Here is a 15,715-nt window from a genome sequence, read left to right as displayed (position 1 = left end):
CTTGTACGATAACTCTTTCAGAATGTTTAGGAATAAACAGCTGTTAGATTGTCTTGTCGTATGAGTAAATCTTCTGAAACGTCATCCCTGTCAGGAATAAAAGTAGGTGTTATCGGCCTGGGTAAAATGGGCTGGAGCTTTGCCCGTCGTTTGCACGATTCTGGGGCGCAGGTATTCATCCATTCCAGAACGCGGAACAAAGCAACTGATCTGGAAGCGAGTGGACTTACATACTGTAAATCGCCCACTGATCTTGCGCAGCATGTCGATCGCGGATTTATTGTTATTTGCGTGACAGATACGGCCGCTGTTGAGCAGGTGCTTTGCGGTGATCACGGGCTGTTATCGGCTATACGCTCCGACGTTCTTGTGATTGATATGGGAACGACCCAGGTTATGAATACACGCGATCTTGCGGGACGGGTCGAACAGCTTGGTGCTAAGTATCTGGATGCGCCCGTGAGTGGTGGTGTCATCGGTGCAGAGCAAGGGACGCTCTCTATTATGGTTGGTGGTGCAGAAGGTGATTTTCATCGTGCCATACCACTCTTTAAGGTTCTCGGTGAGAATATCAATCACGTTGGGCCTCTTGGTGCGGGGCAAATTGCCAAAACCGCCAACCAGATGATTGTTGCCATGACTATAGATGCTGTTGCCGAGGCTCTGACATTGGCATCAAAAGCCGGTGCCGATCCTGCCAAAGTCCGTAACGCTCTTTTAGGGGGCTTTGCCGATAGCCGCATACTTGAGTTGCACGGTCAACGTATGATCGAACGCAACTTTGAGCCGGGGGCGAGAGCGACTATCCAGCTAAAGGATGTTAAGCAGGCAATTGAATTGTCAGAACATTATGGTCTCCAGCTCTCTGGACTAGAAACGGCGCTTACTTTGTGGCAAGGCATGGTTGATGACGGGTTGGGGGAGCTGGATCAGGCAGGCTTTATCCGAATTGTCGAAAAACTCAATTAATTAAGGTTGCTATTATGTATCGTTTCGCAGCTAATCTCAGCATGCTCTTTACCGAAATTCCCTTCCTTGATCGTTTCAGGGCTGCAAAGGATGCTGGCTTTGAGGGAGTTGAGTTTCTTTTTCCCTATGAGTGGTCAAAACAGGATCTTAAAGCAAGACTGGATTATACAGGGCTCGAGCAGGTACTGTTCAACCTTCCGGCTGGTAACTGGGGAAAGGGAGAGCGTGGGATTGCTGCTTTGCCAGGACGGGAAAGCGAGTTTCTGCATAGTGTCGAGTTGGCGTTGGAATATGCTGATCATTTAAACTGTCGCAAGCTGCATATCATGGCAGGGGTTTGCCCCGAAGGTGAAACGCTGGAATCTTGCTTCGAAGTGTATCTCGCAAATCTGGCCTATGCTTGCGAACAGGCACAGGCTGCAAACATTATGGTGCTGATTGAGCCTTTGAATACGAGGGCCTTCCCTGGATATCTTTTATCTCATCAAGCCCAGGCGCGGAAGATTATTGATCATATCGCCATGCCGAACCTCAAACTACAAATGGATTTGTACCATGCCCAGATTATGGAAGGTGATCTCTCGGTGTTGATTCGCCATCAAATGGACTATGTAGGACATATCCAGATTGCGGGTGTGCCAGATCGTCATGAGCCATCGGATGGGGAAATAAACTATGGTTGGATATTTTCTGAATTGCTAAAGGCTAAATATGATGGTTGGGTCGGTTGTGAATACACACCGAAAACGGATACCAAATCGGGACTTGGGTGGTTGGATACTGCGCGAAATATATTTTCCTGATCGATAGAGTGTATCCGATTTCAATAGCGTCATCCTGTCCTATTGTTTTCTGTATGGTGTGACCCTATTTTGAGTTTATATATAAGACACCTGTTTTTTTGAAATGTTTGGCCCGAGATGAGACTGACAACCTATACTGACTATTCATTACGCGTCCTGATTTTTGTCGGGCTAAAAGGTGATGAGTTGACAACGATTACTGAAATTTCAGAACGCTATGACATTTCACGCAATCATTTGATGAAAGTTGTCAATCAACTGTCTCAGGATGGGTACCTTAAAACCATTCGCGGTAAAAAAGGCGGTATGCTCCTTGCGCGTTCTCCTGCAGAAATAAATCTTGGGGATGTGGTCCGGGACATGGAAGATAACCTGGATATTGTGGAATGTTTCGATAAGAAAAAAGGCTGCTGCCAAATCGATGGCTATTGTCAGTTGCAAGGTATTTTGGGTGAGGCTGTTATTGCCTTCTTTGATGTTTTATCCCGCTACACTCTGAAAGATTTAATGTCTAACAGGCAAGGGCTTCAGAAAGCGTTGAGTATTTCATTTATGTAATCTGTATTTATTCAGCTATCTTGGTTCCAGGCGGGTATGATTCTTCATAACCGCCTTTATTGTTTTCTATTTTGATATGTGTGAAATTTTCTTTCTTGTTCGCAAACACAGATTTTGTTAGATCTGTGTTTGTCTGTGCAATTCTATTGCCCGCACAGGCCCGACGGAGATTTTATGTTAGAGATTGCGGTAATCCGCTAGTTCCTGAGCTTTAGGAACATTTGAAACTGTTGTAACGTTCAAGCTGTGCGCTGAGCGATACCTTTTTCTGTGCTCACATAAGATGAAAATCCATTGAATATTTCAAAGTATGAACAGCGTGTTTTACACGTTCTCGCTCAGGGTGGAGCTATCCACTATGAGCGTGGCGAGAATGGCAAGATTACAAAGGTGGTTTGCTATACCCGGGATGGCCATGTGCTTGCTGATTGTAACTATCGAGTTTTTCAGCGTTTGAGGCGGCGATCATTTGTGAAATCCCAAAAGGGAAAACCCTATCGGATTACCCGTTTGGGCATTCGATCTGTCCGATCGCAACTGGATAACAGATAAATCAACAAACGTAGAAAGATATTGTTATGATTAGAAAGTACGAAACTACAGATACGACAGCCTTGGTCGAGATTTGGTCCGCGGCAAATAAAGTTGCTCACCCTTTTCTGAGCGATGTTTTTGTCGCACAGGTCGCAAAGGATATGCGGGATATTTACCTTCCCAATGCCGAAACCTGGGTTCTTGAGTTCGACCAAAAGCCCATTGGTTTTATTGCGCTTATCAATACTGAAATTGGGGGATTATTTCTGGACCCAGAATTTCATGGTAAGCGGTTGGGTAAAGCTTTGGTCGATCATGCGGTGAAGTTGAAAGGTTCTCTGAGTGTAGAGGTCTTTGAGAAAAACAAAGTGGGTCGACGGTTTTACGATCTATATGGCTTTGTCGAAGTTGATCGTTATTGTCATGAGCCGACAAATGAGATTTCGCTGAAATTGACATTGGTGAAAGATTGATAAAAACAAGGGCACTTCGCATGGAGTGCCCTTGTTCTGTTGGTTTTCTTTGTGGCGCTCTTATCCCTTTTTCTGTTTTTGTATCGCCATAAGATAGAGCATTTCAAAGGCCATGGTCGCGCCAGCAAGGGCAGTAATGTCGCTGACATCATAGGCCGGGGATACCTCGACTACATCCGCGCCGACAATGTTTATACCCTCTAGGCCGCGGAGTATTGTCAGGGCTTGGTGTGGGGTTAAGCCGCCTGTGACGGGAGTTCCTGTGCCGGGGGCAAAGGCTGGATCGAGACTATCAATATCAAAAGTGAGATAAGCTTTTCTGTTGCCAACGATCCGCTTAATTTCTGCGACAACTGCTTCAGGACCTTTTTCATGAACCCAGGGCGCGTGAATGATATTAAAGCCATGGGTTTTGTCATTGTGCGTACGAATACCAACCTGTGCAGAAGATGAGGGATCAATAATCCCCTGTTTGGCGGCATGATAAAACATGGTACCATGATCAATGCGTTGCTGATCTTCTTCCCAGGTATCTGAATGGGCATCGATCTGGATTAAGGCGAGTTGTCCATGTTTTTCTGCATGGGCCTTTAGGATGGGGTAGGTGACAAAATGATCCCCGCCCAAGGTGAGCATTGCGGTATCTGTATCCAGAATGGTTTTTGCGTGAGTCTCTATGGCACCTGGGATGGTCATTGGTTCACCGGGATCAAAAACAAGATCACCATAATCCGCCACGGCTAAAATTTCGAAAACATCAAGTCCGGAAGGAAAGTGTGGTGCCCAAGCAAGATTGGCCGAAGCTTTTCTGACTGCTTGTGGGCCCAATCGGGTGCCTGAGCGACCTGTGGTGGCGCAATCATAGGGGATACCTGATATAGCTACATCTGCATCGCGAAGATCGCGGGTGTATTTACGGCGCATAAAAGAATTTGCACCGGAATACATAGGTTCAACATCTGTTCCCAACAAGCCTTTTGCCATAAAGGCGTTATCACCTTCGGAATTGATACCAGATATATCGGTCATACTGTGTCTCCAGAACGATCTTGGATTTTATTGTGAAATTTATCGGGTTGGATTTTAGAACGACGGCGGGGTTGCTGCACTCACGACTTCACATTCCTTGTCACCGGGATTGCGGAAGCGGTGTGGGATTTCTGCATTAAAGTAATAGGCTTCACCGGCATTGAGTATTTTAACTTCGTTGCCAACAGTGATTTCCAGTTGCCCGCGAATGATGACGCCAGCTTCTTCGCCTTCCTGAACAATCATCTTTTCGCCTGTGTCGCCATGCGGGGGGTATTTTTCGTGCAGTACCCGCATTTTTCGATCTTTTTTGGCGGCGCCAACCAAGCGTACTGACATCGTACCATCAGACATCTCGACCAGTTCGTCCTCGGCATAAAAGATCTTCTCTTCCTGTTCTGGTTCCATTGAGAAAAATTCGATCATGGTAACCGGAAAACCGGCAAGAACTTTTGTCAATGAGTCGATAGACGGGCTAACGCGATCCTGCTCAATCATAGAGATTGCACTGTTGGTAACGCCTGCACGTCGGGCAAGTTCCCGCTGTGAGAGGCCGTGCATGGCGCGTAGTGCTTTTAGGCGTTTTCCAACACTGGCTGACATCTGTTCTGTTTCACCTCGTTCAATAATGATCTCGTTCAATGAATTTTCTCTATAGTAGGTCTCGTAAACGGTAATAAGCCATAGCCAGAATCAGGGCAGGGGTTCTCAGCAAACGTCCGCCAGGGAATGATTGGTGCGGAATACGATTGAACACATCAAAGCGTTCTTCCGAGCCGGCAATAGCTTCGGCGATTAACTTCCCTGCCAGTCCTGTCAAAACAACACCGTGACCTGAGAAACCATGGGCAAAATACGTGCTTTCTGCCAGTTTGCCAAAATGGGGAAGGCGGTTGACGGTTATGGCGACATTTCCGCCCCAAGCATAATCAATTTTTTTTGATGCAAGCTGGGGAAAATATTCAAGCATGGTTTTTTGCATGATCTTACCGATATTCGATGGGTCTTTACCTGAATAGTTGACCTCGCCGCCAAACAGCATGCGTCTGTCTCCGGATAGTCGGTAATAGTTAAGGACAAAGAGAATATCGGCAACGGCAGCGTTGTCAGGGATTAGTTTGGTTGCTTCATTTTCAGACAGAGGTTCTGTCGCAAGTATATAGGTGCCGACGGGCATGATCTTTTTATCAATCTTTTTGTTAAGACCGTCGAGATAGGCATTGGTGCAGAGGGCAACGTGTTTGCAGTTTATAACGCCTTTGTCGGTATAGACTTTAGGGGCTTTTCCGTGCTCAATGTTGGTTACGCGGCTGTGTTCGTAGAGTGTTGCACCTGCTTTTTCAGCCGCATTGGCTAAACCCAATGTGTAGTTAAGAGGGTGTAGGTGTCCTCCATTGGGGTCGTACATGCCGGACAGGTATTTATCACTGTCGATTTTCTGGCGAATTTCGCTTTGATTCAGAAGTTTACAACCTTTGTAACCCGCTGCTTCCAAATCTTCGAGGTATTCTTCGAGTTCGCCAACATGGCGTTGTTTGGTGCTTACGTGATAATGGCCGGAAGCCAGATCGCAATCTATGTGGTGTTTTTTAATTTGGCTTTTGGCGAGAGACATAGCCTCTTCACCCATTTTCCAGAGTTTACTGGCATCATCCTTACCGACCATCTTTTTGATGTCTTGATAAGACTGGTTATAGCCAATAATCATCTGGCCGCCGCTACGCCCGGATGCACCCCAAGAAATTTTACTGGCCTCGAGCAGAATAACCTTGTAGCCGCGTTCGGCGAGGTGAAGTGCAGCTGAAGTCCCCGTCATACCGCCACCTATGACGCATACGTCACAGTTATGTTCGCCCGTTATTTCCGGGCGATCATGGCTCGGGTTCATGCTTGCTGTGTAATAGGAATTTGTGTAGTCCTGATCGCTCATATTCAAACGCTCCTCAGATACCAATCAAATTCGACAGGGGATATATGGCTGTTGAAGCGCTCTCGCTCGGTTTTGCGACAGATGGTAAAGACGTTGCAGAATTCTTTGCCCATGTATTTTGGTAAAATTTCGGCCTTTTCAAAGATATCAATTGCATCCGGCCAGATGTTGGGCAGGGTTGCTTCTTTTTCTTCGTAAGCATTTCCTGTAATCCGCGGGCCGGGATCAATTTTATTTTCCAACCCATGGAGCATGCCCGATAAAACAGCAGACATGACTAGGTGCGGGCTGGCATCGGCACCGGCCAGCCTATGTTCTATCCGTGTCGCTGCTGGGTGTCCGGCGGGTATGCGTAGGGCAACTGTTCTGTTGTTTATGCCCCAACAAGGTGTATGCGGGGCGTAAGAACCTAACTGAAAACGGCGATAGGAATTTGCATTGGGGGCAAGAAGTGCCATTGATTCTGCCATGGAATCACACAGGCCGCCCATCGCCCATTTTATTTCATCGCTCAGACGTTCTTCGTCTTCTGTTCCCTTACCCTGAAAGATGTTTTTTCCGTCTTCGTCCAGCAAACTGACGTGGATATGAGTGCCATTCCCTGATTCTTGTGTGTAGGGCTTCGCCATAAAGGTGGCTTCCATACCATGACGTTGGGCGACGTGTTTGATCAGGCGTTTAAGCAGTACGGCTTGATCACAGGCCAGAAGCGGATCATCCACGTGATGTAGGTTAACTTCGTATTGTCCAGGGGCGTATTCCGCTACCATTGTGTCCGCTGGTATGCCTTGGGCTTTGGCTGTTGCAGCAACTTCGTCCAGAAAGTCGTCGAAATCATAGAGCTCGTCAATGCCGTAAACGGCAGGTTGTGCGTGCCGTAACCCGGAAATCGGAGACACCGGAGGCTGTGGGTAGCCAGCCATGGTTCTGTCTTTATCGATAAGGTAGAATTCCAACTCGACAGCTGTTACTGGCTTTAGCCCCATTTTAGTAAAACGATCAATAATACCTTTTAGTACATGGCGGGGATCTGCAAAGAAGGGCGAACCGTCTTCTTCGTGCATGGTAAGAAGAACCTGTGCCAGACCTTTTCTATGCCATGGCGCGGGTTTGAGTGTTCCTGGCACGACGTGACAGACGCGATCTGCATCACCATTTGCCCAAACCAGGCCAGTGCCTTCCACATTGGCGCCTGACGTATCAAGGCAAAAAATGGACCCGGGCAGAAGAATCCCTTCTTTATAAACAGAAGCGAGCTTGTCTCGTGTAATGCGCTTACCACGTAAAATGCCATTGCCATCAGCGATAAGAAGTTCAATCAACCCAATTTCAGGATGTGCTTCTAGAAAATCAGCGTGTTCAGAATAATGATCGGTTGTATTGTTCATTTTATTTATCGCCCAGATTTAACGCAATTTTCAAGATTATGCGCATCCTGGTCTTATATTTGTCAAGTGATGTCCAATAAAAAGAACTCTTTTGTTTGAGTTTTAGGATTCAGGTTGAAGCGTGTTCGTTATATTGATCGGTATTTAATTATCTGTAACTAATGAATAATTTTGAAATATTCCTATGTATTTTTTAAAAAAATAAATTTTTATGTTCTCTTTTTTAAAAATGAGAACTATCATTCTGTTCAGAATAACGATCATCATCTGCATCAGGGTAGTTCAAAAATGAGTATTGGTAAGGCCTTTGTTGGTGTTTCCACCTGTCGTATGCCGAAGAATGGCAATGAGTACGATAGCGTAAGCCGATATTATTCCGAGGCTAGTGCTAATGTTGCGCAAGTAATCCCACTTGGGATACCTGCATTAGGTGATCAATTAGATAGTGACTCTCTGTTGGATCATCTGGATGGCGTGCTTTTTACAGGGAGCCCGTCAAATGTTGAGCCCAAGTACTATGCAGGTGAGCAGAGTGACGAAGGAACACTGCATGATCCGGCACGAGACGCCACAACACTACCGTTGATCAAAAAAGTATTGGAGAGAGGCATTCCAATGTTGGCGATCTGTCGAGGATATCAGGAGCTGAATGTTGTTTTTGGCGGTACGCTTTTCCAGAAAGTGCAGGACCAACCCGGAAAAATGGATCACAGAGCTGATATGACTGGCGCGATCGAAGACCGTTTCGCACTGGCCCACGATATTGAGTTGGTATCTGGTGGAATTCTGGCAGGGTTAAACAATGGTCCGACAGTTAAAGTTAATTCCGTACATGCTCAAGGCATTGACCGTTTAGGAGAGGGGTTGACGATAGAAGCCTATGCCCCAGACGGGTTGGTCGAAGCCGTCAGCGTTTCCGGGGCTTCTGCATTTGCGCTGGCAGTGCAGTGGCACCCGGAATGGAACGCCAGTGATAATGAATTCTCCAACAAGATTTTTAAAGCTTTTGGGGATGCTTGCCGGGAACGCGCCAGGAAACGATAACAAGTAGGCGGTAATGAGTTGACGGTAGGTAAAACAGGATTTGGTATAGGAAACCGATATCCAATAAAACAGGTGATTTATGACGTTTGAAGAATTAGAGCAGTGGTGTAAGGAACGAAAGATTACCGAAGTCGAATGCATGATACCTGATATTTCAGGCGTGCCACGTGGCAAAATCTTGCCTACTGAAAAATTCTTGCGTGGCATTGGAAGTAACGGGCACCGTCTTCCTGAAAGTATTTTTACACAAACCATAACGGGGGAATGGCCAGAAGAAGATACGTGGGTTGATATCGCTGATCATGATGTGATTCTTGAAGTTGATACGACCACAATACGGCCTGTTCCCTGGTATAAAGAACCAACTGCTCAAGTTATTTGTGATTGTGTTTACCCCGATGGCAGACCTGTAGATCTCTATGCGCGTCAAATCCTTCGGACCGTACTGGGGCTATACGAGAAAAAAGGCTGGGAACCTGTCATTGCCCCTGAACTGGAATTCTATCTGGTCCAAAAAAACACCGATCCGGATATGCCTTTGGTGCCCCCTATTGGCAAGAATGGACGTCCAGAAACCGCTCGTCAGTGTTACGGCATTGATGCGGTGAACGAATTCGATCCTGTTTTCGAAGATGTATATGATTATTGTGAGGCTCAGGGCCTTGATATTGATACACTTAACCATGAAGCTGGTGCGGCCCAGATTGAAATCAATTTTCTACACGGCGATCCTTTGTCACTTGCCGATCAGGTTTTTCTCTTTAAACGTACAGTGAGACAAACAGCTCTATCCCACGATATCTATGCAACTTTTATGGCCAAGCCAATGAAGGATGAGCCAGGAAGCTCTATGCATATTCATCATTCTGTCGTTGATACCAAAACGGGTAATAACATTTTCAGTGATCCAGATGGCAATGCAACCGAGCTATTTGAAAACTTTATCGCAGGTCTTCAACGCTATTCCAGTGCGGCAATGCCTTTCTTTGCCCCGAATGTGAATTCCTATCGACGCTTTGGGTATGATGAATCCCCAATTAATATGCATTGGGGAATTGATAATCGGAGCTGTGGTTTCAGGGTCCCAAACTCAAGTCCACAGAGTCGACGTGTCGAGAACCGTTTGTGTGGTTCTGATGTTAACCCTTATCTGGCGATTGCAGGGAGTTTGCTTTGCGGTTATTTGGGAATGACTAAAGGTCTGAAGGCTGAACCGAAAATCGAAGATAATGCCTATATCTTACCACGGGGATTACCGCTCTATTTATCTGATGCGATTACAGCGCTGATGGATTGTAAGCCAATAAAAGACGTATTGGGAGATCGTTTTGTCGAGGCTCACTGTGCGACGAAAGAAGTTGAATACAACAATTACCACCAAGTCATTAGTTCGTGGGAACGCGAACATCTGTTGCTTAATGTTTAGTGCCCATGGTCTTGTTTGTGAGATCGGCAGTTAAGAGGGTGTTATGAACCATATAAATAAAAGTACTGAGTATTGGCAGGAACTGGATCGGGCGCATCATCTGCATCCCTTTACGGATACCAAGAGCCTGAATGAAAAAGGCACCCGCGTTATTACCAAAGCTGATGGCATTTATCTGTGGGATTCCGATGGTAATCGCGTGCTTGACGGTATGGCGGGCCTGTGGTGTGTGAATATAGGATACGGACGAAAAGAACTGGTAGATGCTGCTCAGCGTCAGATGATGGAACTTCCCTATTACAACACCTTCTTTCAGACCACGAATGCACCTGCGACAGAACTGTCTCAGCTTTTGGCTGAAATCACGCCAGAAGGGCTGAACAGGGTGTTCTTTGCCAATTCCGGATCAGAAGCGGTTGATACTGTTATTCGTTTGGTGCGTCGCTATTGGCAGGTAGAGGGACAGCCCGACAGAAATGTGATCATCAGCCGAAATAATGCCTATCATGGAAGTACCGTTGCCGGTGCCTCCCTTGGTGGTATGGATCCGATGCATGAGCAAAGCGGGCTTATGATGCCCGGGATCGAGCACATCATGCAACCATATTGGTACAAGGATGGCGGAGACCTGTCGCCTGAAGAATTCGGGTTGAAGGCAGCTCAGGCATTGGAAGAACGTATTCTTGAGGTTGGTCCGGAAAAGGTAGCTGCCTTTATTGGTGAGCCTATTCAGGGCGCCGGGGGCGTGATTGTACCGCCGGAAACCTATTGGCCTGAAATTCAACGGATCTGTGAAAAGTACAATATTCTATTGGTTGCTGATGAAGTGATCTGTGGATTTGGTCGTACCGGAAATTGGTTCGGCAGTGAGACTTTTGGAATCAAGCCAGATCTTATGTCCATGGCAAAAGGAATGTCATCTGGTTATCTGCCTATTTCAGCTGTGATGGTTGGGGATCGTGTCGCCGACAGTCTTATTGAAAAAAGTGGTGAGTTCTATCACGGGTATACCTATTCCGGTCATCCCGCGTCTTGTGCTGTGGCAATTGAAAATATTCGCCTTATGCGCGATGAAGGTATTGTTGATAGAGTTCGGGACGAAACAGGACCTTATTTCCAAAAGCGGTTGCGTGAACTGGAAGATCATCCTTTGATTGGTGAAGTTGTCGGTTATGGCCTGGTTGCCGGCATGGTGATGGTAAAAAACAAGGAAACCCGTGAACTCTTTGAAAATGGATCCGAAGTAGGTAACATTTGTCGCGATCATTGTTTTAACAACGGCCTGATTATGCGGGCTTGTGGAGACCGAATGGTTCTTTCGCCGCCATTGGTCATGACGAAGGCGGAAATTGACGAGTTGTTGGAAAAAGTGAAATATTGTCTTGATTTGACAGCAAAAGATCTTGGAAAGTTATAACTGGGAGTGGATATTGAAAACTCATCAAAAAAATGAGACTGATATCCACATAACTTTACCGGGTACATATACATAACGGAGGCTACATCGTGAAAAAAATTGGAAATGGTTTGCTGACCAGTGTTTTGGCACTTGGCTTGGCAGTGAGTACCCAAGCGAGTGCAGAAGAAGTCGTTAATGTCTTTAACTGGTCAGATTATATTGACGAAGAAATTCTTGCGGATTTTGAAAAAGAAACCGGGATCAAAGTGGTCTATGATGTTTTTGATTCAAATGATGTCTTGGAGACAAAACTTCTTGCCGGTAGTTCCGGTTACGATGTGGTCGTCCCGTCCGGTACCTTTCTCGCCCGTCAAATCCAGGCTGGTGTTTTCCAAAAACTTGATCAATCAAAACTGACGAACAAAGGCAATCTTTGGGATGTTGTGAGCGAGCGCGTCGAAAAATACGACCCGGGTAACGTTTATTCCGTGAATTATATGTGGGGCACCACGGGTATCGGGTACAATGTTGATATGGTTAAAGAGCGCCTTGGCCTTGAGCGCATTGAAAGCTGGGATATTGTCTTTAATCCTGAAAAATTGGCAAAGCTCAAAGATTGCGGCGTTTATCTTCTTGATGCATCGGATGAAATGATTCCGGCTGCTCTTAATTACCTGGGGAAAAATCCAGATAGCCGCGATAAAGCAGATTTGAAAGCTGCCGAAGATCTTCTGATGTCAATTCGTCCTTTTGTTCAGAAATTCCATTCATCGGAAAATATATCGGCCCTGGCTAATGGTGATATCTGCCTTTCAGTGGGGTGGTCTGGCGATATGCTTATCGCGCGGGACAGAGCGACAGAGGCAGATAACGGTGTTATTGTTGACTACAGCATCCCTAAAGAAGGTGCCTTGATGTGGTTTGATCAGATGGCTATTCCTGCTGATGCTGCAAACGCTGAAAATGCACATAAGTTTATTGACTATATCATGCGTGATGACGTGATGGCGAAAGCTTCAAATTATGTTTATTACGCTAATGGTAATCTTGCTTCCCAAAAGCTTCTGGAAGAAGATGTTATCGGCGACCCGGCGATTTATCCTGATTCAGGTACCATGGAAGGCCTCTATACACTGACACCCTATGATCCAAAAACTCAACGTGTTGTGACACGCGCGTGGACGAAGATCAAAAGCGGCAGTTAAATCCAGATAAAAGCATCGTCTCATTTGTTGAGGCGATGCTTTGTTTGTATAGAGTCTTATTTGAGGGTGCTATGAATATTTCATCAGCCAAGAAACCATCAACTCGCTTTGAGCCTTGGGACAACCCCAATGAAAAGCCGTTGGTGCAATTTAAGAATGTTACCAAGCGTTTCGGATCATTTACCGCGATTGATGATATCAGTCTTGATATCTATGAGCGTGAGTTCTTTGCTTTACTCGGGCCTTCTGGCTGTGGGAAAACAACGATGATGCGTATGCTTGCCGGGTTTGAAACGCCCAGCGAAGGTATAATTTCTCTTGGCGATGATGATATTGGCGCGGTCCCGCCTTATAAACGTCCTGTAAATATGATGTTTCAATCCTATGCCCTTTTCCCGCATATGACGGTTGAGGCTAATATTGCCTTTGGGTTGAAACAGGATAAATGGCCAAAAAATCTCATTGAAGAACGCGTTGAGGAAATGCTGTCGCTTGTGCAGCTACGTAAGTTTGCCAAGCGCAAACCTCACCAACTTTCCGGTGGACAGCGTCAAAGGGTGGCACTTGCCCGTTCATTGGCAAAAAAACCGAAGCTTCTTTTGTTGGATGAACCGCTTGGCGCACTTGATAAAAAGCTGCGGGAACAAACCCAGTTTGAGCTGATGGATATTCAGGAAAAACTGGGTATGACCTTTGTTATTGTAACGCATGATCAGGAAGAAGCCATGACCGTCGCCAGCCGCATAGCGGTGATGGATGACGGCAAGATCATGCAAGTTGCAACACCTGAAGTTATATATGAATACCCTAATAGCCGCTATGTTGCTGACTTTATCGGCGATGTAAATATTATTGAAGGTCGGCTTGATAATCGAACCGACGAGGGAATCAAGCTATCCTGGGCCGAAGGACAACCGGAAATCGCCATAGCGAATAATACAAAGCGGTCAGAGAATGAGAATGCCTGTTTTGCTATTCGCCCTGAAAAAGTACATGTTTCTCGTGAAGAGCCGCTGGATGCAGATAATAGGATCAGAGGGCAGATAGATGATATTGCTTATATCGGTAATCTATCAACCTATTACGTAAAGCTAAGCAACGGTATGATTTTCAAAGCACAGGAATCAAACCGCCGTCGTCTCGCAAATCGTGAATTTACCTGGGAAGATCAGGTTTGGTTGTCCTGGCGTAATACCGCCGGTGTCCTTTTGGATTAAGGGCGGGAATCATGGATAAGAAACTCGGACGCTTATTACTTATCGGGATACCTTATTTCTGGTTGTTCCTGCTTTTTCTCGTTCCTTTCGGGATTGTGCTTAAAATTTCACTCTCGGATGTTGCTGTTGCCATTCCTCCCTACACGCCGACCTTTGATCTTGAAAGCGGATGGGAAGGGCTCAAGGCTTTACTGGTTGAGCTGGATTTTGAGAATTATATCTGGCTTACCGAAGATGATCTCTATTGGACGAGTTACCTATCCAGCTTGAGAATTGCGTTTGTTTCCACGGTTTTGACATTGTTGATCGGCTATCCCTTGGCCTATTCCATGGCAAAGGCGCCTTCTGAATGGCGACCAACACTGCTGATGCTAATTATCCTGCCTTTTTGGACGAGTTTTCTGATCAGGGTTTATGCCTGGATTGGTATCCTGAAAACCGAGGGCCTTCTTAATCAGCTTCTGATGTTTGTGGGTATTATTGACGATCCGCTACAGATCCTGAATACAGATACAGCCGTTTATATAGGGATTGTCTATTCTTATCTGCCCTTTATGGTGCTTCCGCTCTATTCCTCGCTTGAAAAGATGGATGGATCACTTCTGGAAGCGGCGCAAGATCTTGGCTGTACGGCGATTTCTGCCTTTTGGAAGGTAACTTTACCTCTTTCTATGCCGGGTATTATTGCAGGATCTTTCCTGGTCTTTATTCCGGCAATTGGTGAATTTGTTATTCCAGATCTTCTTGGCGGATCTGACACCAAGATGATTGGTAAGACTCTCTGGGCTGAATTCTTTAGTAATAGAGACTGGCCAGTGGCATCAGCAGTTGCGGTATTGCTTCTATTATTGTTGATCGTACCGATTGTTCTGTTCCAAAAACAGCAAGAGCGTGCGCAGGAGGCAGAACAGTGAGTAATCGTTTTACCTGGTTTAATACCACGTCACTGACATTGGGTTTTGTCTTTCTGTATCTCCCCATTCTTATTCTGGTTTTCTTCAGTTTTAATGAATCTCGGCTTGTAACCGTTTGGGCTGGTTTCTCAACCAAATGGTATGTCGAGCTTTTCAAAGATGAAGCTTTTCTCGATGCGGCCTTGGTTACGTTGCGTGTTGCATTGTTATCGGCAACGGTAGCGACAATCCTGGGAACCCTTGCGGCTGTTGTAATGGTCCGTGCCGGACGTTTTCGGGGACGCACTCTTTTTTCCGGAATGATATATGCGCCGTTGGTGATGCCAGAAGTGATAACCGGACTTTCCCTGCTTTTACTTTTTGTTGCCATGGGCGTCGATAGAGGGTTTTGGACCATTACAATGGCGCACATTACATTTTCGATGTGTTACGCGGCTGTTGTGGTCTCTTCGCGGATGGTTACCTTTGATCGTTCATTAGAAGAAGCTGCGACCGATTTGGGCTGTACGCCTTTTCAGTCCTTTATAAAGGTTACACTTCCGATCATGGCCCCAGCGATTATTTCTGCCTGGCTTTTAGCCTTTACTTTGTCTTTGGATGATCTGGTGATTGCATCCTTTACCTCTGGGCCGGGGGCGACAACGTTGCCAATGAAAATCTATAGTCAGGTTCGGCTTGGTGTGACGCCAAAAATTAATGCACTTTCAACCATATTGATCATGATTGTCACGATGGGGGTTATTACGGCGTCAATTCTAACAAAAAGAGCTGAAGCACAACGCAAAGCCGATGAATTAATGGCTGAATCCTAATCAAATGCTGATGA

The 15,715-nt window shown here is 45.9% G+C and carries 16 protein-coding genes; 12 read left to right on the top strand and 4 right to left on the bottom strand.

Translation table 11 applies throughout. The features are described from left to right. The first annotated feature begins 60 nt into the window (after nucleotides 1-60). The 5 genes from WH96_RS16265 to WH96_RS16250 all read left to right on the top strand — a co-directional run bounded on the left by WH96_RS16265 (nucleotide 61) and on the right by WH96_RS16250 (nucleotide 3,337). Nucleotides 61-969, top strand: a complete 909-nt coding sequence (locus WH96_RS16265; RefSeq protein ID WP_047765273.1) for an NAD(P)-dependent oxidoreductase — start codon at nucleotides 61-63, stop codon at nucleotides 967-969. Between the two features lie 14 nt (nucleotides 970-983). After that, nucleotides 984-1,772 carry a 2-oxo-tetronate isomerase gene (gene otnI, locus WH96_RS16260; RefSeq protein WP_047765272.1) on the top strand — a complete coding sequence of 263 codons (789 nt, stop codon included), beginning with the start codon at nucleotides 984-986 and terminating at the stop codon, nucleotides 1,770-1,772. Nucleotides 1,773-1,889: 117 nt separating this feature from the next. Next, entirely contained in the window at nucleotides 1,890-2,330 is a 441-nt protein-coding gene (locus WH96_RS16255) for an Rrf2 family transcriptional regulator (protein WP_047765271.1), read from the top strand. A 294-nt stretch (nucleotides 2,331-2,624) separates the two neighbouring features. Next, on the top strand, nucleotides 2,625-2,882 hold the full coding sequence (locus WH96_RS21790; RefSeq protein ID WP_082130536.1) for a YjhX family toxin: 258 nt from the start codon (nucleotides 2,625-2,627) through the stop codon (nucleotides 2,880-2,882). 26 nt (nucleotides 2,883-2,908) lie between these two features. Continuing rightward, nucleotides 2,909-3,337, top strand: a complete 429-nt coding sequence (locus tag WH96_RS16250) for a GNAT family N-acetyltransferase (RefSeq protein WP_047765270.1) — start codon at nucleotides 2,909-2,911, stop codon at nucleotides 3,335-3,337. 60 nt (nucleotides 3,338-3,397) lie between these two features. On the opposite strand, the gene speB is transcribed toward WH96_RS16250, so the two are convergent. From speB to WH96_RS16230, 4 genes are read right to left on the bottom strand one after another with little or no spacing between them, the layout of a single operon-like run. Beyond that, a complete protein-coding gene (speB, locus tag WH96_RS16245; protein ID WP_082130535.1) occupies nucleotides 3,398-4,366 on the bottom strand; it encodes an agmatinase in 969 nt (322 codons plus the stop codon). A 54-nt stretch (nucleotides 4,367-4,420) separates the two neighbouring features. Then, entirely contained in the window at nucleotides 4,421-4,969 is a 549-nt protein-coding gene (locus WH96_RS16240; protein ID WP_047765291.1) for a cupin domain-containing protein, read from the bottom strand. Between the two features lie 49 nt (nucleotides 4,970-5,018). Further along, nucleotides 5,019-6,296: an NAD(P)/FAD-dependent oxidoreductase gene (locus tag WH96_RS16235; protein ID WP_047765269.1), complete on the bottom strand. Its 1,278-nt coding sequence runs from the start codon at nucleotides 6,294-6,296 to the stop codon at nucleotides 5,019-5,021. 2 nt (nucleotides 6,297-6,298) lie between these two features. After that, nucleotides 6,299-7,684, bottom strand: a complete 1,386-nt coding sequence (locus WH96_RS16230; RefSeq protein ID WP_047765268.1) for a glutamine synthetase family protein — start codon at nucleotides 7,682-7,684, stop codon at nucleotides 6,299-6,301. Between the two features lie 288 nt (nucleotides 7,685-7,972). Here WH96_RS16230 and WH96_RS16225 point away from each other — a divergent pair, with 288 nt between their 5' ends. The 7 genes from WH96_RS16225 (at nucleotide 7,973) to WH96_RS16195 (ending at nucleotide 15,701) form a co-directional block, all read left to right on the top strand. Then, nucleotides 7,973-8,728, top strand: a complete 756-nt coding sequence (locus WH96_RS16225) for a gamma-glutamyl-gamma-aminobutyrate hydrolase family protein (RefSeq protein ID WP_053006036.1) — start codon at nucleotides 7,973-7,975, stop codon at nucleotides 8,726-8,728. A 79-nt stretch (nucleotides 8,729-8,807) separates the two neighbouring features. Next, nucleotides 8,808-10,154, top strand: coding sequence for a glutamine synthetase family protein (locus tag WH96_RS16220; protein WP_047765267.1), 1,347 nt, complete (start codon nucleotides 8,808-8,810; stop codon nucleotides 10,152-10,154). Between the two features lie 43 nt (nucleotides 10,155-10,197). Continuing rightward, complete coding sequence (locus tag WH96_RS16215; RefSeq protein WP_047765266.1) at nucleotides 10,198-11,571, top strand: aspartate aminotransferase family protein; 1,374 nt, start codon at nucleotides 10,198-10,200, stop codon at nucleotides 11,569-11,571. 89 nt (nucleotides 11,572-11,660) lie between these two features. Further along, a complete protein-coding gene (locus WH96_RS16210) occupies nucleotides 11,661-12,758 on the top strand; it encodes a polyamine ABC transporter substrate-binding protein (RefSeq protein ID WP_082130534.1) in 1,098 nt (365 codons plus the stop codon). Between the two features lie 71 nt (nucleotides 12,759-12,829). Beyond that, complete coding sequence (locus tag WH96_RS16205; RefSeq protein ID WP_047765265.1) at nucleotides 12,830-13,975, top strand: ABC transporter ATP-binding protein; 1,146 nt, start codon at nucleotides 12,830-12,832, stop codon at nucleotides 13,973-13,975. An 11-nt stretch (nucleotides 13,976-13,986) separates the two neighbouring features. Beyond that, nucleotides 13,987-14,889, top strand: a complete 903-nt coding sequence (locus WH96_RS16200) for an ABC transporter permease subunit (RefSeq protein WP_047765264.1) — start codon at nucleotides 13,987-13,989, stop codon at nucleotides 14,887-14,889. Then, entirely contained in the window at nucleotides 14,886-15,701 is an 816-nt protein-coding gene (locus tag WH96_RS16195) for an ABC transporter permease subunit (protein WP_047765263.1), read from the top strand. Before WH96_RS16200 ends, WH96_RS16195 begins: the two co-directional genes overlap by 4 nt. Nucleotides 15,702-15,715: the final 14 nt, after the last annotated feature.

The sequence above is a fragment of the Kiloniella spongiae genome (assembly GCF_001026905.1).
GTDB classification, from domain to species: domain Bacteria; phylum Pseudomonadota; class Alphaproteobacteria; order Kiloniellales; family Kiloniellaceae; genus Kiloniella; species Kiloniella spongiae.
The sequence above is the reverse complement of the archived record's forward strand: the minus strand, read 5'-3'. Positions and strand labels throughout refer to the sequence as shown.